The following is a 21034-nucleotide window of genomic DNA, read 5'->3' on the forward strand; positions in this document are numbered from 1 at the left end:
AGGCGGTAGGACTGCGGCACGACGTCACCTCATTCGAGCTGAATTTCTAGGTGATTGGGGGTGCCGAGTCCTCGGCCGTCGCGCCGCTTGGTCTGGATGACCGTGGTGGTCCGGCCGCCGGGGAGCGTCACCCGGGACAGAGCCGGCGCCTCGGTGTCGAGGTCGGCGTAGGCGGTCGACGTGGACGTGACTTGCTCGCCGCCCGGGGTGCGCACCGCACGGGTCTGCTCGTCGAGGAGGCACCGCACCGGGGCCGGCGGGCCGTACAGGGTGCCGGTGCTGGACTCCCCGCCGTACGGCTCCACCGTGATCTCGTGGATCAGGTAGCGACGAGGGATGCGCGTCACCATGCGAAGCCGCCCGTGGAGACTCCCCACCGGAGCTTTTCGGCGGGGATGCTCTCAAGCGCGCGGATCAGCCCGGGCGCGTAGTAGTCCGGGCCGGACCGGTTCTCACCCGCACCGAACTGCAACTGCACATTGCCGATGCTGACGCCCTGCAACGGGCCAGAGACGTCGGTCTCCACCCCCGCCTCGCCCCAGAACTCAACCTGTCGGCACACGGCCTCGGCGAACGCGGCTTGGACCACAGGGTCGGTCGGCATGCCGACGTCGTCGACGTCGTACACCGCGGCCTTCAGGAAGTCGCTGTCCAGGAGACGCGTCGCGCGCTCCAGCAGCTCCACGGCGTCCAGCGGCGGCGCCTTGTGCAGGACGTTCGCCAACTGGGTGGTGGTTGCGTACGACCGGACGTCGGCCATCGTCGGCGGCGCCGGAGCGACGGATACGACCTCGTGCTGCACGCTGGCGCCGGTTCCGGTCACCGCCCACGACAGCTTCCACAGGCCGGCCACCGTGTAGGTGAGCGCGGCTGTCCACGTCCGACCGTTGTCGGCGGTGCCGGTCGAGGGCGAGGAAACCGTCCCGTTCGGCGCGGTGACGGCCAGCGTGGCGACCGTGGTGGCGTCGTACGGGTCGACGGTCAGGGACGCGGTGACGGTGTCTCCCACGTCGGGCATAGTCAGCCTCCTGTCGTCGATGTCGCAGCCAGCTGCGGGCCGGTCGTGGAGGGGGTGAGCGCGGGTCCGGACGCGCTGGGCGCGAGGGTGCGTGCGGGGCGGGGCAGGCGCGTGATGGTGCCTGCTCGGCCGCGGGTACGTGCGGTGCCGAGCTGGACGATGTGCGCGGCAGTCAGCGGCCGAGCCAGGCTGGTGGAGCGGGTGGCGCCGAGCGGGACGCTCTTCTGCCCGGTGACCGGCCGGGCCGCGGCCGCCGTACGCGCGGCGCCCAGCAGGACCAGGCTGGTGGGGAGGTTGACGTTGTCGATCTCGGCGACGTTGTTGGAGCCGTCCGTGCGGGTCGACTCCAGCAGCAACGACAGGTTCGTGTCCGCCGCCCATGCCGGGGTCGGGGCGCTGCGCAGCACGGTCCAGTTGGAGCTGTCCGGGGAGGCCTCCCACAGCAGCGTTCCACCTGCGTCTTGCAGCCTGAGCCAGGCGTGTGCGACGGGATCGTACGGCGGGAAGAGGGCGCCGCCGTCGGCGTACCCCTCACGGAGGTACAGGCCCATCGCGCCTTGGGCGGTGTCGATGATGAACCCGGCGTCGGTGCCGCCCGTGCCGGTGAGCACCAGGACCGACAGGGCGGCCGTTGACACCGCGCCGAGCGCAGGCGGCGGGTAGGCCCGCAGCAGGAAGTGCGAATCGGCCAGGGTGTAGGCGGTCGCGGAGCGGAGCCCGGCGAAGCCTCCCACAGTGCAGGGGATCCGGCCGCGGCCGCCGGTAGCTGTCGGGTCACCGTAGGAGTTGGGCCACTTCGTGAGGTCCAGGGTCCCGGTGAAGGAGTCTTCGAGGGTCTCCAGCAGCGGCACCGTGGCCTCCCCGGTCAGGCGTTGGAGTCGACGCTGATGCCGTCGGTGTGGACGCGGGCGACGATGTCCGTGCCGTCCGGGGTGACCGCGAAGTCGTGGTAGGTCAGCGGGATCAGCGCTGCGTCCGTGCCCGCGGTGGTGTCGGGGTCGTAGGCGATGACCAACTTTCCGGTCGGTGTGCCGGTGGCGAGCGACCAGCTCAGGTCGTTCGCGTCGAAGCTGGCCGTGTTCGCGGTGTCGTTGACCGACACCACCACGCCGGTCAGCGCTACCCGGCCCATGCTGGTCTGCTCGTTGGCCGGGCCCGCGAGTAGCTCGGCCACGGTGTCGTAGTCCTGGAGGACGTCATCGGTCGGCAGCCCGGCCGCTTCCAGCGGGATGGCCACGAGCCCGTCGCTGGCGGCCGGGAGTCCGGCGTAGTGCAGGATCCGGCCCTTGGCGATGTTGGCGACCACATCGGCCACGGCGCTCCTCCTCGGTGTGAGCGCGCGAGGGAGGCCCGCCGCCCGGGCCTCCCTCGTCACGGTGCGGATCGGCTACGCGGACGCGCCGATGATGTGGACGTCGTACGTCACTGACGTACCGGCGCCCGAGTTGGCGATCTTCAGCAGGTCGCCCGTGCCGGCCGTCACTGCGTAGCCGGTCGCGTCCGCCACCCCGGTGCCGACCGCGACGAACGCGCCCGGGCGCAGGGTGAGGGTGCTGGTCGCGCCGAGCAGGGTGGCCCACGCGTTCGAGGTGGCGTTGCCGACCACGACGTTGTTGGCGTTCGCGTCGGCCGCGGCGACGATGATCCCCTTGATCCGGGCAAAGGTGATCGTCGCGCCGAACGCGTCGACGAGCGAGCCCGCCAGGTCGAGGTCCTCGGTCGCCGAAGCGGCCAGGGTGCGCCGGTCGGAGAAGACGCGGTCGGCCTTGCCTGCGCCGGTGCCCGAGCCGAGCGACAGCTTCCGGCTGAGGCTGTGCGGGGCCCTGGCGGTGCCCAGGTCCAGTGCCGTCGTCAGCTCTGCGAAGGCGCTGACGGCGAGCAGCGTTCCGGAGAGTGGCATCAGCTACCGCCCCCGTACCGCTCGACGAGCTGCTCCTTGGTCATGCCCTCGATGTCGGACTGCCGCTCCGGGTCGTCCTCCACCTTGCGGGCGTACTCCTGCCACTCCGCCTTCGAAGCACCCCTGGCCGGCACCTTGAGAACCGGGGCCGACTCGCCGTCCTCAACGGGGGTCAGCTTCTGGCCGACAGCTGGCCCCTCCAGCGAGGGGTTCTCCTCCCGGAGTTCCTCGTTGGTCTTCGGCACGTCCGCCGACGGGTCGTGCACGCCGGGCGCGGTGAGCGTCGGCCGGGACAGGACACCGTCGTTGACGATCTCTCCCTCCTCGCCCTCGCCAAGGATCTTCCAGTTGTCGAGGGAATCGAGTCGGGCCGAGCGCCCGTCAATCTTCACCCGGTCTCCGGTCCGCTGGTTGAAGTACGTGGTCATGACGCGGGCACCGCCGTCCTGAGGTCGACCTGAACGAGGATCTCGGTCGGCGATCCGGCCGGGGAGGCGGGGACCACCGAGAGGTTGTCTCCGGCCGCGCAGGACGCGTTCTGCACGGTGGTGTTCCCGGCCCATGCGTCGGTGCTGGTGGCCATCGGGGAGGCGAGGACGTCGGAGGCGCCCTTCTTCACCTGCACCGTGCCGCCGGTGCCGCCGGTGCGGTACGCGCGTACGGCGATGATGCTGGCGGCGGCCGGGACCTTGAAGAGCTGGTAGGTGCCCGCGGTGCCGGAGGCGACGCGGACTTCCTTGCTGTAGGTGCGCGCAGTGGAGGTGTCGACCTCGCCGGCGCGCCCGTCCACGGTGTGGACCTTGTAGCCCATGGGGCTGTCCTTCCTGTGGGGAGAGGAGGCCCGCCCGCGCGGGGGCGGGCGCGGGGATCAGGCCGCGTCGGCGCCCTTGATGAGGACGGCACGGTTGGCGTCGAGGGTCTTCGTGCCGTACAGGCAGTCGATCGACACGACCATCTGCTTCTTGTCGATGTCGTAGTCGCGGATGATGCGCAGCGCGAACCCCTTGTAGTTCATGATCGCCGCGTCGAGGGCACCCTGGGGGAGCTCCAGCGGGCGGAACGCCAGGGCGAACGCGGTCCGGTGGAAGGCGACGTTGACCTCGGTGGTCGGCTGCCCGGAGGCGGGCGACCCGGCGGGCTGGCCGATGTTCTGCGTCCAGTACGGGTCGAAGCCGCTGACGCGGCCACCCATGGACGCCTCCAGCAGGCCCTCGGTGCTGCCGCGCTTGTCGGCCTGCCGCCACGTCTTCTCCGCCACCCAGCGGGCCTTCGTGGTCGGGCCAGCGATGACCGAGCGCTGCGCCGCCGGGACGTTCTTCAGGTCGAGGACGTTGCCGGCCTGGATGAGGACGCGGGAGTCCGACCAGGGGTAGTCGCCGTTGTAGCCGGCGTAGTCCTCGCCCGCGGCGTTCGGGGTGGCGTCGCCGACCTCCTGCACGATGTCGTCGCGCAGGGCGAGGATGTCGCGATCGATCTTCTGGGCGATGGCCTCCATGGCCGGGGTGAGGAGCTGCTCGTCGAAGTCCTGGATCTTCAGCGTCATGTCCTCGGTGGTGACCGCGAAGGAGACGTCGGCGAAGTGGTTCAGCGTCATGTTGACGCTGGTCTCCTGTGCCTCCTGCACCGTGATGCCCGCGGCGCGGTTGTACTCGTTCGCCGTGAACATGGCGGGCTTGCGGATGGTGATCGCGTCGCCCTGCTTGCGGTTGAACTCCGCCTCGTAGTCGCGGTGCACGAGGCTCGCCGCGACGGTGGTCTCGTACAGGTTCGCGAGGGCCTGTCGCGCGATGACCTGCGCGGTCAGGAAGGTGTTGGCCATGGGGTGTTACCTCCTATCCGGCTCGGCGCTTGCGGCGCGCGGCGCGGATTTCGTCGATGTCTTCCGGTTCGGAGGAGCTCCCGGCCCCGCCGTTGAAGTCGCTGCTCGTACGGTCCGGCGGCGGCGCCGCGGCCTTGAGCTTGGGGTTGTCGTCGACCGCCTTCTTGATGGCGGCGCTGACGGCCTTCGCGAATCCCTCGTCCTCGGGGTCGAGGCCCTTGATCGAGTTCAGGAACCCTCGCGAGTCGGTGAGCGCGTCCGGGTCGGCGCCGTACTTCGACGCACCCCGGTACACGGCCAGCTCGATCGCGGTCTCGCGGTGCGCGGTCGTGCGCCGCTCGATCTCCGCCTGGAGCTTCGCCGGGTCCGGCGCCTCGTCCTTCTCGTCCTGCACCAGGCCGAGCGCTTTGCCGATGTCCTGGACCAGTTCCTTCTTGGCCCTTTCGGCTGCCTCCTTGGCCCCGACGCGAGCCTTCGCGGCCTGGTCGCGGGCTTTCTCCAGTTCCTTGTCCCTGCGGGACGGGGTGCCGGCGGCGGCCTTCTTCGCGGGCGGCTTGGGCTTCGGCTTGGCGTCGCTGTCGTCCTTGGCTTCGTCGGCGCCGTCCTGGTCGTCGTCGCCGCTCTCGGCGTCGTCGTCCTGGTCGTCCTCGTCGGTACCGGTGTCGCCGTCATCGCTGTCGTCGCTGCCGGATTCGGAGTCGCCTCCGTCCCCGCCGTCGGCGTACAGCCACGGGTCGAAAGGGCCGGTGGCGTAGGGGTGGACCCAGCCAGCGCCTGCCAGGGCGCGGCGGGGAAGGGTTCGCTGCTGCATGTCGTGCACTCCCGGTGCGCGTAGAGGAGCCCCGCACCCGGCGGGGCCGTACATCTGCCGGGCGCACCTGGCGACCCGGACGTCTCAGAGCCCGAATCCGGGCATGAAAAAGGGCCCGCACGAGGCGGGCCCTGCAAGGAGTGAGCGGTCTAGTAGACGACGCCCTGCTCGTCGCTGCTGGCCGACGGCGTCGGTACCCGCGGCGGCTCCCCAGTCACCTGCGGAGCAGGCACCAGACGCACCGCGGTCAGGTATGCAGCGACCTCGTCGTCCGGGCCTGTCGGTGTGTAGTACGGGCCGGTCGGCGTCAGCGGCTGCGCCCCATCCGCCAGGGCGATCATGTCGATGCGGGTCGTGTCATCGGCAGTCCACTGGCGCCCATCGTGAGCAACCCAGCGGCCCGCTTCGGTGCGCGACTCCACTCTCCAGGCCATGCCCTCAGCCTGTCACAGCAGGGCCAGGCAGCCAAGGACGAATTGCCGCAGCTCCAAGCCACCGAAGTTCCTGCCGGACCTGCCGAACAAGTCCTGCAGGCCCACCTGGAATGCCTCCGAGGACACCGATGCTGGATCCTCGGGCGCACCCCGCTCATAGGTCTTGCCCGTGTAAGCGTCCGCCCACTGATCTTCGTACGTCAGCTCACCCTGCCGATACGACGCTCCCGGATAGATCGCAGCCAACTGCCTGGGGAGCTCCAGCACACCATCCTTGGTGGCACGTCTGCGTACCAAGGTGTACTCCAGCTCGCGCAGGCCCGGCACGTACTGCTCCATGCGGTGCCCCAGCTCGTGCGTGGCGACCTCCGCCGCGTACGAGCTGAAAGCGCCGTTGTACCAGGCAGGAGCGGCCATATCGAGCGCGAAGAGGTCAGTGCCGTTCGGGCCCTGGCGAGCCCCGTAGTAGGCCCGGTCCGACCCCACCAGCGACATCGGCGAGTCCCGCATGCGGTCCAGCCACTGCTTGGGGAAGTGGTCGAGTGCTTCACCGAGCAGTTCCTGCCAGTCCTCACGCACCGCGGACGCGGACGGGCCACGTGCTGCGATGACGTCCGGGCCGGCAGCCTCGGCCTTCACCTTCCCGCCCAGCTTGCGTACGTCAGCCAGGAGCATGCGGATCGTCTCCGCTTCGCGTGCCGCCACCGCGATCTGAGCGCTGCGCAACGCGTCGGCGTCCGGCGGCTTGTTGCGAGAGATTCGCCGTACCTCCTCGCGCAGCTCGTTGAGTACCGAGTCCTGGAGGAACGCGTCGTGCAGGTCGTCCTGCAGAGCCTCTCCAACTTCCAACACGCGGTTCAGATGCTGCTCGTACGCCTCCGGCGGGAGCAGTGCCCCGGACGGGTCCTTCTGGTACGTGTACTCGTAGCGAGGCGGTTCTGTCCGGCTCAGCCACGAGCTGTAGTTGCCAGGATCGCCGCGGAGGAATGCGTCCCTCTCCTCCGACATGGAGCGGATGCTGTTCTGGGTCATCCGGATGTTGCTGTCGATGCTCCGGGTAGCGTCTTCCAGCATCTGAGGGCGCTTCCACTTGGGCGTCCTCTTGCGCTTGAACTCGGCTTCCGTCTCAGCGACGATCTGCTCCCGCTCAGCCTCCTCCTTCTTCAGCTCTTCCCGGAACTCGGCGATGCGGATGTCGTAGCCGAGCTGCTCGGGAGCCACCTGCACACGCCGCGCGTTCTCCCACGCCTCGCGGTCCTTCGGCAGCACGCGCCGCACCTGCTCGATACGATCCCGGGTCGCATGCGACACGCTCGCCTGCGGCTCAGGCGGCGCGACCGGCTCCGGCTTGGCCTCCGGCTCGGGCGGCTTCGCGGGCTGCTGTTCGGCGAGCTCAGCGTGCTGCTGCGGCGAGGGCTCGGCGAGCTTCTCGCGGTGCGGCTTGCGGGGCATGCCGGACTCGTCCACCAGGTCGCGGATCCTGCTCTGGTACCCGCGCACCCGCGCGTTCGCTGCTTTCCGGGTGGCCTCGTCGAGGGCGGCCTCGCTGAGCCGCTTCCACTTACGGACCTGCCGCTCCAGGTAGCGCTGCTGCTGCGACTGCTCGTACGTGCCGCGCGCCGGGACCGGAGCGGGTTCTCGGGTCAGCCCGGGCAGGTACGCGCTGACGGTGTGGCGGCAGTTCGGGTGCATCAGGCCCGCGGCCCGAGCCTCCTCCAACGAGCCAGCGACCTTCACCTTGACCATGCGGCCGTCTTCGGTGGCGTGCTCCACCTCGATGGTGCGCGCCCCTGCTGCGCCTGACCGTACGAGGACCTTGCTCTCCCATCGGCGGCACAGCGGGCACTCCTCCGGCGCCCGAGACACAATCACCAGGTCGACGCCGGCCTCACCCAGCCGGTCAGTATGGGCGTCGACCGCGGCCCGGCCTACTGCGGAGCGGGTTGCCATTTCGATGTACGAAGGCAGGCTCCAGCCGCGGCCGGACCTGTCGACAAAGCCCGTGACGCCCCGGTTCGCGAAGTCGTCCAGCGCTGCCTGCGCTGCCTGCCTGCGCGTCTGCGCGCCGACGAGGGGAGCGGCGGAGGCACGGGCGATGACGTCGCGGTACGTGTCCTCGGACTGCCGCAGGATCCGAAGGTGAGTGGCGCGCGTGTCGTTGACGAGCGCAGCCGCCAGTCGGTCAATGGTCGCTGCGTTGGGGATGTCGTTTGCGACCACCTGCGTCACGCCGGCTGGCAGCGCGCCGAGCTCCGCCACCGCGGCCTGCTGGCCCCGCCGGTACGCCTCGGCGACAGCCTGGTGCACAGCCCCCGAGGAGTCCTGGGCCAGGGCGTCCACGACGGAGCGGATCCCTGCCTGAAGGTTGCCAAGTGAGGCGAGTTTCTGCTCCACCCAGGTCGGGGCGTCGATTCCCTCGGCCGCGGCCTGGCGGATCCGTCGGATGAGGACGGTCTCGACCTGCTCGTACAGAGCGGAGACAGTGGCGGCGAGATCCTCGGCCGTGGCCGGCGAGACGGGCACCGACCCACCTCCCCTACGGCAGCGCCCCGGTCTGCATCGGGTCGGGCACCGCGGTGCCGGCCTCCTGCTGGATCTGGGCGACCTCGGCCTTGACCTGAGTGTCGTTCCACTCCGGGTGCTGCATGCGGACCAGCGTGTCCGTGGACGCGGCCTGGGCCCGCCGGAGTACGTCGGCGGTGTTCGCCAGGGACAGCGGGTCCTCCTGGACCGAGTCCTCGAACTCGATCGTCGGCGGCTGCGGCGTGACCCCGGAGCGGAACACCTCCTGATCGACGGCGAGCAGCGCGTGCACCGCGTCTGCGAGGCCGGCCCTCCAGCGGAGGATCTTCCGGCCACGCGTCGTCATCGACCTGCGCTCACGGGACTTGACCTCCGTCGCGGTCACCGCAGCGTCGCCTCCGAGGCCGAAGGTCTGCCCGCTGTAGCCGGCGGATCGGAGGATCTGGTTAACCAGGTCCTCCGCGGTCTCGCGGTGCTCCTGCACGCGGATGGCGAACTGGGCGACGGTGAGCTGCACGCCCTGGTCGCCACGTGCGAGCGCGTTGATGCCCGCGAAGGCCTCCTGATCTGGGTTCCACGAGCTGCCGCGCCCGGGCCCGTTGGACTGAAGGTAGGCGTCCGGGACGACGATGCGGCCCTTGCCGAGGCGGATGTCCCGCATCCAGCTGGCGTAGGTCTCGTCGAGGCTGTCCATGAGCGGCTCGATGCCGTCGAGGTCGGAGCGGCCGAGGTCGGCCAGGTCGGCGTTGCAGCGCCAGCGGCGGCTGTTCTGGTTGGGGATGTACGAGACGTCCAGTCCCTTGTAGCCGGTGGCGAGCGCTCCCTCGTCGTTCACGGTGGCGGCGTACCCGGCGGTCGCCGGGTGGTCCTCCAGGGGCACCGGGCGGCCGAGCTTGCCCTTCGTGCCCTGGTAGAGGCCGTGCAGGATGCGCTCGGGTTCGTGGCGCTCCAGGTGCCGCCAGACCTGCCCGTCCTCCTCGTGGACGACGCGCCAGAAGGTGACGGCGCTGAGCCGGTTCCAGGTGAACTCCGGGATGGCGCGGTCGGCGTGGGTGGCGTGGAGCCACGGACGATCGGCCACCGTCTTGTCGTACACCGGCCGCATGTAGATCCCGCCCAGGGCGGCGCCGACCTCGGCAGCGGTCTGCAGGGTGGCGAGCATGCCGTCATCGGTGAGCATGTCGAGGCGCTTCTGCGTGGGGTCGCCCTCGACGGTGAGCTTCGGCGGTTCGGAGAACAGCAGGTCCGCGGAGCCGCCACAGATGTCGCCCGCGATGGGAACGTGGAGCTTGGTGCGCCGCTCGCCGGGGGCGGTGGGGGTGCCCCACCACCAGCGGGCGATCTTGCCGACGACGCCAGTCGAGAACTGGGCTGGTTTCGGGCTGATCCCGAAGCCTCCGTTGCCACCGCCGTAGAGGTCTTCGAGACGGTCCGGGTCGCCGCTCCACCAGGTGTCCCAGACGTTCATTGCGTCGAGGGCAGGCTTGAGGTGCGGCGGGGGCCACGGCACATTCCGCGTGGGCAGCGGCATCGGGCACCTCCTCTTCGGTCATGCGGCGACATCCAGTCGGGTCGGTAGGTAGGGCCGCCACAGGGACTCCGTCGTGCGCAGCCCGTATCGCAGGGCGTCACACGAGTGGTCGTTCTCCTTGATCGGCTTGTCCTCGCCGCGCTCCGCCGCCTCGTCGTCCCAGGAGTAGCCGGGCATCTCGTCGATGAGGCCCTCGGCGGACTCGTGGATGTACAGGCCCTCCGTCGACAGCAGGGAGGACACGGTGCGGATGCCGTCCAGGACGGCGTTGTCGGCCTGGGTGACGCCCGGGACCTGGTCGCGGTGCAGCTGCTCGATGTACGAGGCGGCGGACGGGTCGACGACGGTCCACTCTGGGGCGACGCCGACGACGTTGGTTCCGGGCTGCGTAACCTTTGCGAGCCACTGTCGGCGGGCCCGGGAGTATTCGGCGTCGGTCATCTGCTTCCGCTCGCGGCGGGAGTCGTACCGGTACTCGCTGACGACGTACAGCTTCCGGTCTGCGCCGAGGCCGATGAGGACGTCGGCGTAGGGGTTGACGGTGCCGTAGTCGATCCCGTCGCACAGCCAGCGGTCGATCCTGGGGAGCGTCGAGACGACGTGCTTCTTGACGTCGAACTGCTCGTAGATCGCGCCCTCGGACTGGACCCAGTGGCCGAGGATGTAGCGGCGGTACCAGAGGCCGGTGAAGTTCCGCTTCATCCGGGCCTTGTAGTCCTCCGAGAGGCCCGGGTTGTCGTCCATGACGAAGTGCCAGGTGCGGATGCCCAGCTCATCGGCACGGTTCAGCCACTCCTTGCGCGCCCAGTGGCCCGGATTGTCCGGGTTGGTCGTCGCAAAGATCAGTGCGCCGGGTACGGACATGCGGTCGACGAGACGCTTGAAGAACTCCTTCGGCAACAGGGTCAGTTCGTCGACGTATGCGCCCGCGCCGGTGAGGCCGCGGAGCCTGGCTTCGGCCTTGGCGTCGTTGGCGGTAACGACCTCGATCTTCTTGCCGAGGATCCACGCGACGCTGGAGCCGCGGGTGTAGCTGACCAGCTTGGCGGTGTCGACGCCGACGATGTTCGGGTCCTGCAGGGGGCCGAACACGTTGCGGGCCACGGTGTCGTAGGTCTTGCCGACGACGACCAGGTCCCCGCCGGCGGGTGCTGTCCAGACGTACATCAACCAGCGCAGCAGCGAGGCGATGGTCTTGCCGGACCGGACCGATCCTTCCCAGACGTTCAGCCAGGCTGTCGAGTGGGCGATGCTCCGTTCCTGCTTGTCGGACAGCCCCAGCTCAGTGGTCGCCATGCTTGGCTCGGAGCTTGTCGAAGAGGCCTACGAGGAGCGAACCGACCTCGTCTGCGCCGCCCTCCTCCTTGGGTGGGGCGAGCTTCAGCGACCGGTCGACGGCGGTGGCGACCAGTCCCATGTACGCGCGCTTGTCGCCGGGGGTCGGCTCGGGCGCGGTATGGGTGTCGAAGTCGTGTTCCTTGCCGCCCCAGTCCCAGTACTCGTGTGGCTGGTTGATCTTCGCGGCCTCGCGCTCGGCGATGTCCTGGAGCTTGATGGCGAAGGCGGCGCGGCGGGCGGCGAGGTCGGCCTGACGGACCTCGGTCGCGGTGCGCACCTCGGCGGCCCGGGCGAAGCTGATGCCGAGGCCTTTGGCGATCTCGCTGATCGTGCGGCCGGAGCGGCCCAGCTCGGTGGCGATCTCGTTGCGGCCCTTGCCCTCCGCGTGGAGTTCGCGGACGCGCTGGCGGTCTTCGTCGGTGACCGGTCGGGCCTTGCCCATGGCGGTCACCCCCCTGGACATGGCGAAGGCCCGCACTGTGGCGGGCCTTTCGTGTGCGCTCGGCGGCGCGATCTATGAGTCTGTGTTTGTGTCCGGGCACGCCGGACTTGGCCCCAGGATGGATCATGCGGTCCCGGGATGCAACTACGTCACGGTCATGCCTTCCATCCGGCGTCGAGGCAGGCCTGGGCGAAGCTGTCGGCGCCCAGCTGCCAGGCGCCGGCGGATGCTTCGGAGCCCCGGGCGAGCGCCTTGGCGTTGTCGGCGATCCCGTTGGTGATCGAGGACTGCGCCCACTTGTTGACCTTGTTCGCCAGGTCGATGCGGGCGGACTGCGTCTGGGCGCCCTTGTACCCGGTGGCGAAGTCGTCGCATGCGAGTGAGGCGGCGTCGTCGAGCTTGGTGGGGTCGGCGGGCTCGTCGCTGGTGCCGCTGCTGGAGCAGGCGGTGAGCGCGCAAGCGAGCGCGGCTACCGCGACGACAGTGTGAAGGATGCGCATGGTCCCCCCAGAACGGTTGCTGAGGCGGCATCATGCCGCAGTTCGCTGGGGCTTCGTGCGAGAACTGTAAAGGGCGCAGGAGGCGTCCGCTGGGCAGGCCTACAGGCTCAACGGGTTGATCTTCACTCGCTGCCCGACCTGCTGGGGGAAGTTCACCACGCGGAAAGAGTGGGCGCCGGTCACTTCGGATAGCGCGTCAAGGATGTGAGGCATCGCAGCTAGGTACGCGGAGGCTGTGGCCGCGATGAGTTGCAGCCCAGCGGCGTCAGGCTCACGATGGCCGATCCAGTGAAGACCAGTCTCTATGTATGCCGCTCGTTCGTCGCGGTTGGAGAGTTGGTTGCGGTCCTGCGTCATGATGGCGTCGAAGCCGCGGTCTTTGACTTCCCGGATGAGGTCGGGATCGAGCGTGCCTCGGAGTCCTTCATCGTGCGCCGACGTGAACTCGTGACGGTAGAAGACTGTGCGCAGGGGCGCTAGGACTGCTGGGGATTCGTTCTCGTCCAGGAAGAACTTCACGCTGCCGTCCTGCGGAGCTGAATCACTTCCGCGTGGAAGTCTGCCGCGTCTGCGGCTGCTGCCTGGGTGACGGTTGGGTAGAAGCGTTCGATGTCGCCGGGAGGGATGCCGCCCTCGACGAGCTTGGCGATGGTGTCATAGGCGACTCGGGTGCCGGCGACGGTTGGCCAGCCGCCAAGCCGCTGCTGCTCAACCTCTACGTTCGGCCGAGGGCGACGGAAGTCGACGACCCCTCGCCCCTGCAGGTTGGTGAAGGCGGCGAAGGCGTCCTCGATGCTGAGAAGGACTTCCTGGCCTGGGCGTCGGACGAGGTCGATCGCGCGGTCGTGTTCCTTGAGGAACACTGTGTCGCCGTCAGTGAGAAGCGTGTAGCGGGAGGGGTGCTGTGTGAGGTCCCAGTCCCGCATCGTGTTCACGGCTTTCCTGATGCGCTGTAGGGGGACCTCGGCGCGCAGACGGACGAACATTCGCAGCGCGACGAGATCGCGGAAGGAGTACAACACGGGGTTGCTCTGCACTTCAGGCTGCAAAAGGTCCTTGCGCCAACTGGCTAGCTGCCAGACCGACGCGCCGGTCAGCGCAGCCGTCAGGTCCACAGGGAATCCCATGGTGTCACCTCCTTCTAAGTTGACTTTGCCAGATTTTCCTTGATCCCGTCGAGTCCGCATCGGCGCCGGAGGGGACTCTGCGTCCTCGTACATCTGAGCGGCCGAGGAACTGCAGCCGGTCGGGCAGCTGAGTCATCCTTCCGCGCTGCGCCGGTATCCGCGACGGGCCGTCAGGGCCGTCGTGACGGTCTCGCCGTACCAGCGGTTCGCGCGCTGGGCCGTGTCGTCGGGGGTCGGCCAGCGGCCCCGGGTGACGTCGGCGCGGATCGTGCCCGCCGTGACGCCCGTCAGGGTCTCGATCTCGCGGGCGGTGTAGAGGCGGCGGGGCTCCAGCTCGGCGGCGTCGCGGGCGAAGTGCTGGGCGATGACGCGGTCGACGGCGGTGGGGTCGTAGACGTACGAGCGGCCGCGCTTCTCGGGGAGTGGGTCGGGCCAGGCGGGGTGTCGGGACCATTGGTTGCGGAGGGTGTTGTAGGCGCGGCCGTGGCGGGCGGCGATCTCGCGGAGGGTCTCGCCCTCGGCGGGGGGTTTTACCATGGTGTTACCGGCCTTTCGGCTGGGTGGGACCGGCAGGTTTTGGCGAGCACCCTTCGGGGTGTCTGGGCTTCGGCTCGGGCCTGCCGGTCACGTCATTTCGGATCTTGTAATGGGGTCGCCCCCGGCTGGCTGCCGGGGGCGTTGTGTTCGGTTACTCCTGGTTCTCGACCAGCCACTCCATCGCCTGGATGATCGCCTCGGAGGCGGTCAGGAGGCAGAGCACCGCTCCGGCGATCCGGTAGGGCCGGGGCTTGACGACCTCCAGGCGGAAGAGGTCCTCCGTGTTGAGCCAGGAGGTGCAAGCCACCTGGAAGTCGAGCCGCACGCCCTCGGGGACCGGCTCGGAGTCCATGAGTTCCAGCGCGCGGATCATGCCCTCGACAGCCTCCTTGGGCTGGACCAGGCCTTCGGGGAGCCTGATCGGGATGGGCAGGTGGCCCAGGGCGGTGGCGATCTCGGCGTAGCTGACGGCGAGATCCATCGCCAGCTGCTCGATGCTCTTGTCGTGTTCGTCGGCCATTTCGGTCCTTTCGACCTGTGGGTGGTGGGTCCGGGTTGGCGGCCCGTTCCCGCTTACGTGTCTATTGTGGCACAGTGGTGCACTGAAAGGCAACACTTCTGGGGCGGGAAATGGCCCCGATCCAGCACGCAGACCGAGGCCGTGACCAGGCGCTAGGCCAGACGCCAACCCGACAGGCGATCATCCGGACCAACAACGGCCGTCAGGGACTTCCCGGGCAACTGCTCCAGGGTCAGACCGACAGCCGCAGCGATGTCCGCCGCCGGGTAGCGGGCAGGCTCATCACGCTCATCCGCCGGCACATCGGCCACGATCTCGGCGTCGTCGCCGAACAACAGCAGCACCTTGACCTTCACACGCTCGCTCATGGTGTTCATCCTCTCTCGGGGTGGGGTGGTCAGTCGCAGGGGAAGTGACTCGGCGGGTAGTGGCCACCGTGGCGGGGGCAGTAGTCCAGCGGCGGAAAGTCGTAGCCGAGCACGGCGCTGAGGAGGCGTCGGATCATCGCGATCACCCCCTCCCTCGTCCGTCGACGGGGTGGTGCAGGTGAGTGTCGGAGAGGTCGTAGACGATCCGCCCATCGGTGCCGATGCGCACTACACGGAACCCCTCTCGGGGCTCGCCCTCCGGCGCGTTGTTGCTGTTGGCGTTGTCGCCTGACCTGCAACAACAACCGTCACCATGGGGTGCGGCAGCAGGGGGAGAGGGCGCGGGCGGGATGGCCTCCCGGCGTACGGACGGCCCGTTCCCCTCTCGCGTGCGACCGGCCTTCCACGGGATTCCCTCGGCCTTCAGGAGTGCCTTAACGGCTCTCGTGTCGGGGAGCTTCAGGTCGTCGCGCAGGCGGGTGAGGAGGACGCCGTTGTCGTCGCCGACGAGGCGGCGCAGTGCTGCCCCGACGTCCGGCGGCGGAGCATCCTCGGCCGTCTCCCCCTCGCTGCTGCGCCGCCCTCGGAGCGCTGCTCGGGACCGCTGCCATCCAAGGGTGGCGAGGACGCCGACCACGACGTATGCCACGTACGGGAAGGCGGCGAGCACACCCCACAGCGCGAGGCCGGCCACGAGCGTCAACACCAGGCGCGCGATCCTCTCGGCCCGCTCCCCCGGCTCGACGGCCTCCTTCGTGGGCTGCTCCCCCGCCTCCGAGGCCTGCGGCTCGGGCTGTGCGGTGCTCATCCGAACGCCCCGTTGAAGCCGCTTCCGAGGAAGTTGACGGCCGAGCCGAGGGGGATTGAGGCGACGCCGGCCACGTTCCCGGACAAGGCGACCGCGATTCCTGCGAAGGCCCCAGCAGCGATCTTCCCGGTGGGGATGCGCTTGGCGAATTTGCACAGGGCGACCAGGACCACGGTCAGCAGCAGGACGATGACGTACCCGCCGGGGGTGAGGGCGAGCTGCCCCGCGCGTGTGACGTCGGGCGCGGTGCCGCCGACGCCCCAGACGAGCCCTGCGTAGCCGCCGACGTTGGCGGCCCAGAGGTTGAGCCAGACCGCCCAGCCGAGCGCGGAGGCGGAGCCGTAGGCGGCCAGGGCGGCGACCATGCCGTACAGCAGGGCGAGAACGAAGGGGACGAGGGCTGTCCAGCGGTGCTCCTCGGCGAACCACCAGCGAACGAGGAACCACAGGATGACGGCGACACCGACGGCGACGCCACCGAGGTTGATGGTCATGTACGGCATGGGGTGTCCTTCAGCGGACGATGGCCACGGCGAGCGCGGCGAGGGTGCAGATGAAGGCGCACGTCCCGCTGATCTTGGGGACGTCGCGAGGGACCACCAGGGCCAGACCGACGAACGCGAGCAGCGCGCACGCAGCACAGAACGCGCCGAACAGGACGGCGAGCATGGTGCGGTCAGGCGCTGAAGGCGACGGGGGCCGGCGGCAGTTGCGCCAGGTGCGGTTCGTGCCGCTCGATCTCGGCGCGGAGGGTGCCGCGGATGATGCCGTCGGAGCAGTCGGTGAACCCCGCGTCGATGATCGCGGCGCGCATGGCCTTGGTGCCTGGGCGGAGGCCGGTGTCGTACAGCGGGCGGATGGCTTCGCACCGGGGATCGTCGTACGTGATCGGCGCGCTGGTGTGCGGCGGGGGTGAGGTCTGGGCGATGGGCCGGGTGGTGATCGGCAGGAGTCGCGCGCCTGCGGGCACGACCGGGTGCCGGGGCGCGGCCGCGGGAGGTGTCGCCTTCGCGGGCTGCTCGGCGGTCGCGGGCGGCGGCGTGACGGGGGCCGTCTCCTGCTGCTCCTGGGTGACGACGGGCGTCACGGCCTTCCCACGCACGGGCGTGGCGGCGAGGTGCAGCAGGTGTCCCAGCACCAGCGGCGGGATGCACGAGACGGTGACGACCAGCCACACGGGCGGGCGCGGTTCAGCGGTCCAGTGCCCGGTCACGAACATGTGGCTGACGGGCTGCGCGGACATGGCCGCGGCGAGGGAGAGCCAGGCGCCGGCGACGGCGGAGAACTTGCCGGGTGCTCCCTTGGGGCGCTTGGTGGCGACGGCGGCCGCGATGCCGGCGTAGGCGGCGAGGACTCCGGCCATGCCCCAAGCGAGGGTGTCGTTCCATCCGGCGAGCTTGCCGAGGTGGTGCTCACCGGGGGCGCACATGATCATGACCCAGGCGGCGACGACGGGTCGGCCGAAGTCGGTGAGGAGGGAGACCCATCGGGGGGTCGGGGTGTCGTAGGTGGCGATGGGCGCACTAGGGTGCAGCTCAGCCATAGGAGGTCACTCTCCTGTGGTCAGAGCCTCGGCGGGAGTTGCAGTCTCCTTGCCGGGGCTCGCACTGTTTCTGGAGGGTGACGCCCTACGGGGGGCATCTGCCGTCCATGACGGTACCGCGTGGTGCGCGGGTGGTGCTACGGGTTCAACGACGGGCCGGGCTGACGGGCGTCACGAGGGCGTGGCGCGTGCGTGTCGCAGCGCCAGCCGCAGGGGTACAGACGCGCGTTGCCCGAAGAGTGGTCGGGCAAGGGGACGTCGCACCGCTGTTGCTGTGAGGTCCCGTCATGCGGCGTCACTCGGCGCCTCCGACTCCGTCCATGTGCGGCCGCAGCCCGGGCTCGTGCAGCGCACGACCGGGGGTGTCCCGTCTCCGCCTTCGACGACCAGCTGGCCGCCGCACGGCTGAGGGCACGGGTGCGGTACGTCCTCGACCCGGCGGGCGTCACCGAGGGCGCGCCGCACGAGTTCGCTGGCCATGCGGGCGACTTCGACGATGGCTCCGCGCTCGCCGTCGTCGAGCGTCCGGCACGGGCCGGGCCGGTGGGCGAGCCGGGCGGCGAGCCAGGCCGCGGCCACCGGAGTGGTGCGTTGCCCGGTGAATCGCCAGCGGGCCGGGTCCGCGGTGTCCTTGGCGGCCAGGAGGACGGCGGCCTTGTGTGCCTCGTCGCCCCAGCCCTTCCCGGCCGGGGCCGTGACGGGCTCGCGCTGGATGCGGGAGGCGAGCCAGTCCGCGGCCGTGACGAGTCCCGTCTCGACGGTCGTCATGACGTCCAGGACGTCGACGTCGACGGGTGCCGGCCGTGGCCCGGGCGCGTCGGGGTTGGTGTCGGCTCGCTCCTCGGCGAGCTCCTGGCGCTCCTCGTCGGAAATGAGTCGGCTGATGCCCATGGCCGGGGGCCAGCTGGTGGCGGGTCGGGTGCCGGCGCGTTCCTGGAGGGCGGGCCAGCGGTCGATGACGGTCTCCAGGTGGCCGACGGGGCACTCGGGGGGGGGGTGGATTTGCTGGCCGCGCTCTTCGTAGCAGTGGCCGCAGGGGAGGGCGCGGGGCGGCCGGTACGCGCAGTCGGCCGCGCAGGTGGTGCAGTGGGCTTTGCGGGTGTCGTGGTTGTCGCGGTGGTGGTTGCAGGCGCCGCAGACGGGCGGCGGGGTGGTGGCGGTGGTCATCGTGACTCCTGGGGTGGCTGGGTTACGGTGATCACTGCCGGGGGGCGCGCTGGTCTGGCGAGACGTGAAGCGCGCCCCTTCCGCATGCTCAGCGTGGGTACTTGCGTTTCGTGGAGGCCCAGATGCGGGCGATGATGATCGCGGTGACGCAGATGACGACGATTGCGGCCACGGTGTTGTCGCTCATCGTCAGCGCCTCCTCGGCGGTCCGTACGGGGACTGCCAGGCGGGCCGGTCCGGCCGACGGACGGGGCGGCGCTCCTGGTGCTCGCTCAGCGCCGACCGGCTGAGGTTCTCGGTGAACGCGCGCAGCATCCGGCCGTAGGCCTCGAAGGTGGGGCGCAGCTGCTCCCGCAACCGCTCGAAGGCTTCGTGAACGGGCCGCATGACCTCGCGCGCTTCGGCGCGGACGAGCGCGGCGTGCGGAGTGTCCTGGCCCTGCTCGACCGCGAGGACGGCCCGGCGGGCGGTGAGGCGGGTCAGGCCGTGTCGCTCGACGAGGCGGCGGGTGAGGATCTCGCGGGCGGCGAGCCGGGCGTGGAGTTCGGCTGAGGTGGGTTCGGGTTGTTCCTCGTGCAGCTCGATGGAGGCGATGCCGGGCACCTCGTGCCACTCGCCGTCGTCGCCGAGGATCTCCAGGCGGGTCGCCTTCACAGCTGCTGCTCCTCTACGAACACCATGTGGTCGCCCTCGACGCAATGCGAGGACACGCAGCGCCCGACATGGGCGGCGTCCAGCGCCCCCTGGACCGCGCGCCAGATGACAGCGTTGCGGTGCACACGGTCCGGGGGCAGATAGTCGCCGAGACCACGGATGTACTCGTAGACCGCGTCGTAGGCGGGCTGTCGCGGGTCGGGCCGGACGGGCAGGGGCGAGTTGAGCTCCTCGTCGGACGGAGGCTCGGGGCGTCCGTCGTCGTAGCTGTCGGGCTCGGCTCCTCCAGCCGACGTCGAATCCTGCGCTTCACCGTGCAGGAGTTCGTCGACGGCCGTCGGGTTGGGGCATTCGAGGCGAGAGCAGGTGACGTGAGCGCCCTCGCCGAGGAAGAGGCTGGTGCCGTGGCAGCCAGGGCACCGGCCGGCTACGCGGATCATGGGATGGGTCACTCCTTGTTCTGGACCGTGTGGTTGGGCTTGGGCAGGTCGCGCCAGCCGAAGGGGGACTCGGCGTCGTCGCTGTCGACGTCGGGATGGCCGAGCTGGGCCAGGAGGTCCTCGGCCCGGGCCCGGTCGTGGGCCCACAGCACGGCGTCGTCCTGGTCCTCGGTGGCGCCGACGGGGACGTGACGGATGCGGGCGGTGGCGTGGCCCCAGCACCAGCCGATGGCGATGCCGAAGGTGAGGGCGAGGAGGGCGGGGGCGTATGCGTCGGCGGTCATGACGGGCTGCCGTCGGCTTGTGCGGAGGCGAGGGTGTCGTTGATCGCGAGGAGCGCCTGCGCCACGGCTGCGGTCGCGATGGCCTGCGCCCGGGCGGCGTTGGCGATGGCCAGGTCCGTGGGCGTGCGTCGGCCATCGAGCTCGGCGAGCGTGTCGCGGGCCGAGTGGATGCTGCCTTCGGCGTCGGATCGGTGTGTCACTGGCTGTTCCTTCGGGTGAGGTTGCGGAGGGCGCGCCCTGCCCGGCCGAGGCCGAGCAGGGCAGCGGAGATGAGACAGGCGCCGGCGATGGCGCCGCCGAGGATGTGGCCGATCACGCGGCTTCCTCGTAGTCGTGCCGGGTGCGGCGGGCGTACAGGCGTGCGCGGAGCCGGTTGCGGGACCAGGTCGGCCGGCCGAGGCCTCGCCACAGGGCACGCAGGCTCCACCAGACGCTGGCGAGCACGGCGTACAGGGCGAGGGTCGCGGCCAGGGCGAGGAGCACGATCCAGGCGGCGAGTCCCCAGCCGAGGGTGATGAGGGTGTCGAAGGCCTCGGCGATCACTGCTGCGCCCCGTTCTGCTGCGCCCCGTTCTGCTGCGCCTCGGCGGTGGCCCAGGGGGCGAGCAGGTCCCGCCCGCAGCGCGGGTGCACGCAGATCCCGCCGTCGTCCAGGTCGTCCGCCGTGACCTCGTGGAAGTCGGCCCACCTGCTGGCCGGGGCGGGTTTGTGGGCGAGGCAGTGCAGCAGGGTGCCTCGGCCCTGCCGGTAGCCGACCAGCCCGGTCGCTGCGCGTGCAGCGATCTCGCGATCGGTCGCCAGCTCGGTGGCACCCCTCCAGAGCTCCGTCGCGGGTGCGGGCGGTGCTGTTTCCGGTGGGGTGGGCTGCGCCTCGTCGGCCATGAGGGCGGAGACGATCAGCCCGCGGTACTCCAGGGCGGTGCGGTTCAGGACGGGCTCCGTTTCCAGGACGTGGCGAACACGCTGGACCGTCGCCAGTTGACGTTCCGCCTCGGCCTCGGCCTCGGATAGGACGGCCGCCCGGTCGGCGGGCGGCGGCAGCACGGCCAGCACCGCGTCGGCGAACCGCTCGCGGTCGTCTCGGCTTTCGAGCTGGGCGTAGGCGTCGGTCTCGCGCAGCGCCTCGGCGATGCGGTCACGGAGCGCGGCCCGCTCGGCGAGGTACGCCTTGAAATCGGCGACGGCCTGGCGGTCGCCGTCCGTCAGTGGGTGGTTCGGGTTGTTGCCGCATGCGGGCCCGGTCGGCCGGTGGCTCATGTGCTGCTCCTGGT

At 70.2% G+C, this 21034-nt stretch carries 31 protein-coding genes; all 31 read right to left on the reverse strand.

Annotated elements, in window-relative coordinates:
- Positions 1 to 29 precede the first annotated feature (29 nt).
- Positions 30 to 350, reverse strand: coding sequence for a hypothetical protein (locus A4E84_RS20205; protein ID WP_174569443.1), 321 nt, complete (start codon positions 348 to 350; stop codon positions 30 to 32).
- Entirely contained in the window at positions 344 to 1018 is a 675-nt protein-coding gene (locus A4E84_RS20210; RefSeq protein WP_062927927.1) for a hypothetical protein, read from the reverse strand. Before A4E84_RS20210 ends, A4E84_RS20205 begins: the two co-directional genes overlap by 7 nt.
- A 2-nt stretch (positions 1019 to 1020) precedes the next feature.
- Positions 1021 to 1869: a hypothetical protein gene (locus tag A4E84_RS20215; RefSeq protein WP_062927928.1), complete on the reverse strand. Its 849-nt coding sequence runs from the start codon at positions 1867 to 1869 to the stop codon at positions 1021 to 1023.
- Positions 1870 to 1883: 14 nt separating this feature from the next.
- Entirely contained in the window at positions 1884 to 2333 is a 450-nt protein-coding gene (locus tag A4E84_RS20220; RefSeq protein WP_062927929.1) for a hypothetical protein, read from the reverse strand.
- Positions 2334 to 2405: 72 nt separating this feature from the next.
- Positions 2406 to 2918, reverse strand: a complete 513-nt coding sequence (locus A4E84_RS20225) for a hypothetical protein (protein WP_062927930.1) — start codon at positions 2916 to 2918, stop codon at positions 2406 to 2408.
- Positions 2918 to 3346: a hypothetical protein gene (locus A4E84_RS20230; RefSeq protein WP_062927931.1), complete on the reverse strand. Its 429-nt coding sequence runs from the start codon at positions 3344 to 3346 to the stop codon at positions 2918 to 2920. Before A4E84_RS20230 ends, A4E84_RS20225 begins: the two co-directional genes overlap by 1 nt.
- Complete coding sequence (locus A4E84_RS20235) at positions 3343 to 3729, reverse strand: hypothetical protein (protein ID WP_062927932.1); 387 nt, start codon at positions 3727 to 3729, stop codon at positions 3343 to 3345. The genes A4E84_RS20230 and A4E84_RS20235 overlap by 4 nt, the downstream gene beginning before the upstream one ends.
- Before the next feature lie 57 nt (positions 3730 to 3786).
- On the reverse strand, positions 3787 to 4737 hold the full coding sequence (locus A4E84_RS20240; RefSeq protein ID WP_062927933.1) for a major capsid protein: 951 nt from the start codon (positions 4735 to 4737) through the stop codon (positions 3787 to 3789).
- A 13-nt stretch (positions 4738 to 4750) separates the two neighbouring features.
- Complete coding sequence (locus A4E84_RS20245; protein WP_062927934.1) at positions 4751 to 5548, reverse strand: hypothetical protein; 798 nt, start codon at positions 5546 to 5548, stop codon at positions 4751 to 4753.
- A 149-nt stretch (positions 5549 to 5697) separates the two neighbouring features.
- Positions 5698 to 5982 (reverse strand): hypothetical protein, encoded by a 285-nt coding sequence (locus A4E84_RS20250; protein WP_062927935.1) that lies wholly within the window; start codon positions 5980 to 5982, stop codon positions 5698 to 5700.
- Between the two features lie 12 nt (positions 5983 to 5994).
- Complete coding sequence (locus A4E84_RS44605) at positions 5995 to 8505, reverse strand: phage minor capsid protein (protein WP_079129033.1); 2511 nt, start codon at positions 8503 to 8505, stop codon at positions 5995 to 5997.
- 13 nt (positions 8506 to 8518) lie between these two features.
- The gene (locus A4E84_RS20260) at positions 8519 to 9973 is read right to left on the reverse strand and encodes a phage portal protein (RefSeq protein ID WP_237304961.1); all 1455 of its coding nucleotides are present in this window, start codon (positions 9971 to 9973) and stop codon (positions 8519 to 8521) included.
- An 81-nt stretch (positions 9974 to 10054) separates the two neighbouring features.
- The gene (locus tag A4E84_RS20265) at positions 10055 to 11332 is read right to left on the reverse strand and encodes a PBSX family phage terminase large subunit (protein WP_062927937.1); all 1278 of its coding nucleotides are present in this window, start codon (positions 11330 to 11332) and stop codon (positions 10055 to 10057) included.
- A complete protein-coding gene (locus A4E84_RS20270; protein WP_062931533.1) occupies positions 11319 to 11816 on the reverse strand; it encodes a helix-turn-helix domain-containing protein in 498 nt (165 codons plus the stop codon). Before A4E84_RS20270 ends, A4E84_RS20265 begins: the two co-directional genes overlap by 14 nt.
- Before the next feature lie 155 nt (positions 11817 to 11971).
- Positions 11972 to 12316, reverse strand: coding sequence for a hypothetical protein (locus tag A4E84_RS20275; protein ID WP_062927938.1), 345 nt, complete (start codon positions 12314 to 12316; stop codon positions 11972 to 11974).
- A 99-nt stretch (positions 12317 to 12415) separates the two neighbouring features.
- Positions 12416 to 12835 (reverse strand): PIN-like domain-containing protein, encoded by a 420-nt coding sequence (locus A4E84_RS20280; protein ID WP_062927939.1) that lies wholly within the window; start codon positions 12833 to 12835, stop codon positions 12416 to 12418.
- Positions 12832 to 13443, reverse strand: a complete 612-nt coding sequence (locus A4E84_RS20285; protein ID WP_062927940.1) for a DUF433 domain-containing protein — start codon at positions 13441 to 13443, stop codon at positions 12832 to 12834. Before A4E84_RS20285 ends, A4E84_RS20280 begins: the two co-directional genes overlap by 4 nt.
- Before the next feature lie 132 nt (positions 13444 to 13575).
- A complete protein-coding gene (locus A4E84_RS20290) occupies positions 13576 to 13980 on the reverse strand; it encodes a hypothetical protein (RefSeq protein WP_062927941.1) in 405 nt (134 codons plus the stop codon).
- Positions 13981 to 14131: 151 nt separating this feature from the next.
- Positions 14132 to 14500, reverse strand: a complete 369-nt coding sequence (locus A4E84_RS20295) for a hypothetical protein (protein WP_062927942.1) — start codon at positions 14498 to 14500, stop codon at positions 14132 to 14134.
- A 152-nt stretch (positions 14501 to 14652) separates the two neighbouring features.
- Complete coding sequence (locus tag A4E84_RS20300) at positions 14653 to 14868, reverse strand: hypothetical protein (RefSeq protein WP_062927943.1); 216 nt, start codon at positions 14866 to 14868, stop codon at positions 14653 to 14655.
- A gap of 142 nt (positions 14869 to 15010) precedes the next feature.
- On the reverse strand, positions 15011 to 15676 hold the full coding sequence (locus A4E84_RS20305) for a hypothetical protein (RefSeq protein WP_062927944.1): 666 nt from the start codon (positions 15674 to 15676) through the stop codon (positions 15011 to 15013).
- A complete protein-coding gene (locus A4E84_RS20310) occupies positions 15673 to 16179 on the reverse strand; it encodes a hypothetical protein (protein WP_062927945.1) in 507 nt (168 codons plus the stop codon). Before A4E84_RS20310 ends, A4E84_RS20305 begins: the two co-directional genes overlap by 4 nt.
- Positions 16180 to 16189: 10 nt before the next feature.
- Complete coding sequence (locus A4E84_RS43470; protein ID WP_167455413.1) at positions 16190 to 16345, reverse strand: hypothetical protein; 156 nt, start codon at positions 16343 to 16345, stop codon at positions 16190 to 16192.
- Positions 16346 to 16352: 7 nt separating this feature from the next.
- Complete coding sequence (locus A4E84_RS42305; protein WP_062927946.1) at positions 16353 to 17219, reverse strand: hypothetical protein; 867 nt, start codon at positions 17217 to 17219, stop codon at positions 16353 to 16355.
- A gap of 285 nt (positions 17220 to 17504) precedes the next feature.
- Complete coding sequence (locus A4E84_RS20320) at positions 17505 to 18386, reverse strand: hypothetical protein (RefSeq protein WP_062927947.1); 882 nt, start codon at positions 18384 to 18386, stop codon at positions 17505 to 17507.
- A 189-nt stretch (positions 18387 to 18575) separates the two neighbouring features.
- On the reverse strand, positions 18576 to 19040 hold the full coding sequence (locus A4E84_RS20325) for a hypothetical protein (RefSeq protein ID WP_062927948.1): 465 nt from the start codon (positions 19038 to 19040) through the stop codon (positions 18576 to 18578).
- Positions 19037 to 19480, reverse strand: coding sequence for a DUF6085 family protein (locus tag A4E84_RS20330; protein ID WP_062927949.1), 444 nt, complete (start codon positions 19478 to 19480; stop codon positions 19037 to 19039). Before A4E84_RS20330 ends, A4E84_RS20325 begins: the two co-directional genes overlap by 4 nt.
- Positions 19481 to 19488: 8 nt before the next feature.
- Positions 19489 to 19764 carry a hypothetical protein gene (locus tag A4E84_RS20335; protein WP_062927950.1) on the reverse strand — a complete coding sequence of 92 codons (276 nt, stop codon included), beginning with the start codon at positions 19762 to 19764 and terminating at the stop codon, positions 19489 to 19491.
- Positions 19761 to 19964 carry a hypothetical protein gene (locus A4E84_RS20340; RefSeq protein WP_062927951.1) on the reverse strand — a complete coding sequence of 68 codons (204 nt, stop codon included), beginning with the start codon at positions 19962 to 19964 and terminating at the stop codon, positions 19761 to 19763. Before A4E84_RS20340 ends, A4E84_RS20335 begins: the two co-directional genes overlap by 4 nt.
- Positions 19965 to 20076: 112 nt before the next feature.
- Positions 20077 to 20307, reverse strand: coding sequence for a hypothetical protein (locus A4E84_RS20345; RefSeq protein ID WP_062927952.1), 231 nt, complete (start codon positions 20305 to 20307; stop codon positions 20077 to 20079).
- Positions 20304 to 21020: a hypothetical protein gene (locus tag A4E84_RS20350; RefSeq protein ID WP_062927953.1), complete on the reverse strand. Its 717-nt coding sequence runs from the start codon at positions 21018 to 21020 to the stop codon at positions 20304 to 20306. Before A4E84_RS20350 ends, A4E84_RS20345 begins: the two co-directional genes overlap by 4 nt.
- Positions 21021 to 21034 lie beyond the last annotated feature (14 nt).

The organism is Streptomyces qaidamensis (assembly GCF_001611795.1).
GTDB classification, from domain to species: domain Bacteria; phylum Actinomycetota; class Actinomycetes; order Streptomycetales; family Streptomycetaceae; genus Streptomyces; species Streptomyces qaidamensis.

Bases quoted from the DNA above. Each gene is read 5' to 3' on its own strand.
- A4E84_RS20205 (WP_174569443.1), bottom strand. From the start codon at position 350: ATGGTGACGCGCATCCCTCGTCGCTACCTGATCCACGAGATCACGGTG.
- A4E84_RS20210 (WP_062927927.1), bottom strand. From the start codon at position 1,018: ATGCCCGACGTGGGAGACACCGTCACCGCGTCCCTGACCGTCGACCCG.
- A4E84_RS20225 (WP_062927930.1), bottom strand. From the start codon at position 2,918: ATGCCACTCTCCGGAACGCTGCTCGCCGTCAGCGCCTTCGCAGAGCTG.
- A4E84_RS20230 (WP_062927931.1), bottom strand. From the start codon at position 3,346: ATGACCACGTACTTCAACCAGCGGACCGGAGACCGGGTGAAGATTGAC.
- A4E84_RS20235 (WP_062927932.1), bottom strand. From the start codon at position 3,729: ATGGGCTACAAGGTCCACACCGTGGACGGGCGCGCCGGCGAGGTCGAC.
- A4E84_RS20240 (WP_062927933.1), bottom strand. From the start codon at position 4,737: ATGGCCAACACCTTCCTGACCGCGCAGGTCATCGCGCGACAGGCCCTC.
- A4E84_RS20245 (WP_062927934.1), bottom strand. From the start codon at position 5,548: ATGCAGCAGCGAACCCTTCCCCGCCGCGCCCTGGCAGGCGCTGGCTGG.
- A4E84_RS20250 (WP_062927935.1), bottom strand. From the start codon at position 5,982: ATGGCCTGGAGAGTGGAGTCGCGCACCGAAGCGGGCCGCTGGGTTGCT.
- A4E84_RS20260 (WP_237304961.1), bottom strand. From the start codon at position 9,973: ATGAACGTCTGGGACACCTGGTGGAGCGGCGACCCGGACCGTCTCGAA.
- A4E84_RS20265 (WP_062927937.1), bottom strand. From the start codon at position 11,332: ATGGCGACCACTGAGCTGGGGCTGTCCGACAAGCAGGAACGGAGCATC.
- A4E84_RS20270 (WP_062931533.1), bottom strand. From the start codon at position 11,816: ATGGGCAAGGCCCGACCGGTCACCGACGAAGACCGCCAGCGCGTCCGC.
- A4E84_RS20275 (WP_062927938.1), bottom strand. From the start codon at position 12,316: ATGCGCATCCTTCACACTGTCGTCGCGGTAGCCGCGCTCGCTTGCGCG.
- A4E84_RS20285 (WP_062927940.1), bottom strand. From the start codon at position 13,443: ATGGGATTCCCTGTGGACCTGACGGCTGCGCTGACCGGCGCGTCGGTC.
- A4E84_RS20290 (WP_062927941.1), bottom strand. From the start codon at position 13,980: ATGGTAAAACCCCCCGCCGAGGGCGAGACCCTCCGCGAGATCGCCGCC.
- A4E84_RS20295 (WP_062927942.1), bottom strand. From the start codon at position 14,500: ATGGCCGACGAACACGACAAGAGCATCGAGCAGCTGGCGATGGATCTC.
- A4E84_RS20300 (WP_062927943.1), bottom strand. From the start codon at position 14,868: ATGAGCGAGCGTGTGAAGGTCAAGGTGCTGCTGTTGTTCGGCGACGAC.
- A4E84_RS20305 (WP_062927944.1), bottom strand. From the start codon at position 15,676: ATGAGCACCGCACAGCCCGAGCCGCAGGCCTCGGAGGCGGGGGAGCAG.
- A4E84_RS20310 (WP_062927945.1), bottom strand. From the start codon at position 16,179: ATGCCGTACATGACCATCAACCTCGGTGGCGTCGCCGTCGGTGTCGCC.
- A4E84_RS43470 (WP_167455413.1), bottom strand. From the start codon at position 16,345: ATGCTCGCCGTCCTGTTCGGCGCGTTCTGTGCTGCGTGCGCGCTGCTC.
- A4E84_RS42305 (WP_062927946.1), bottom strand. From the start codon at position 17,219: ATGGCTGAGCTGCACCCTAGTGCGCCCATCGCCACCTACGACACCCCG.
- A4E84_RS20320 (WP_062927947.1), bottom strand. From the start codon at position 18,386: ATGACCACCGCCACCACCCCGCCGCCCGTCTGCGGCGCCTGCAACCAC.
- A4E84_RS20330 (WP_062927949.1), bottom strand. From the start codon at position 19,480: ATGATCCGCGTAGCCGGCCGGTGCCCTGGCTGCCACGGCACCAGCCTC.
- A4E84_RS20335 (WP_062927950.1), bottom strand. From the start codon at position 19,764: ATGACCGCCGACGCATACGCCCCCGCCCTCCTCGCCCTCACCTTCGGC.
- A4E84_RS20350 (WP_062927953.1), bottom strand. From the start codon at position 21,020: ATGAGCCACCGGCCGACCGGGCCCGCATGCGGCAACAACCCGAACCAC.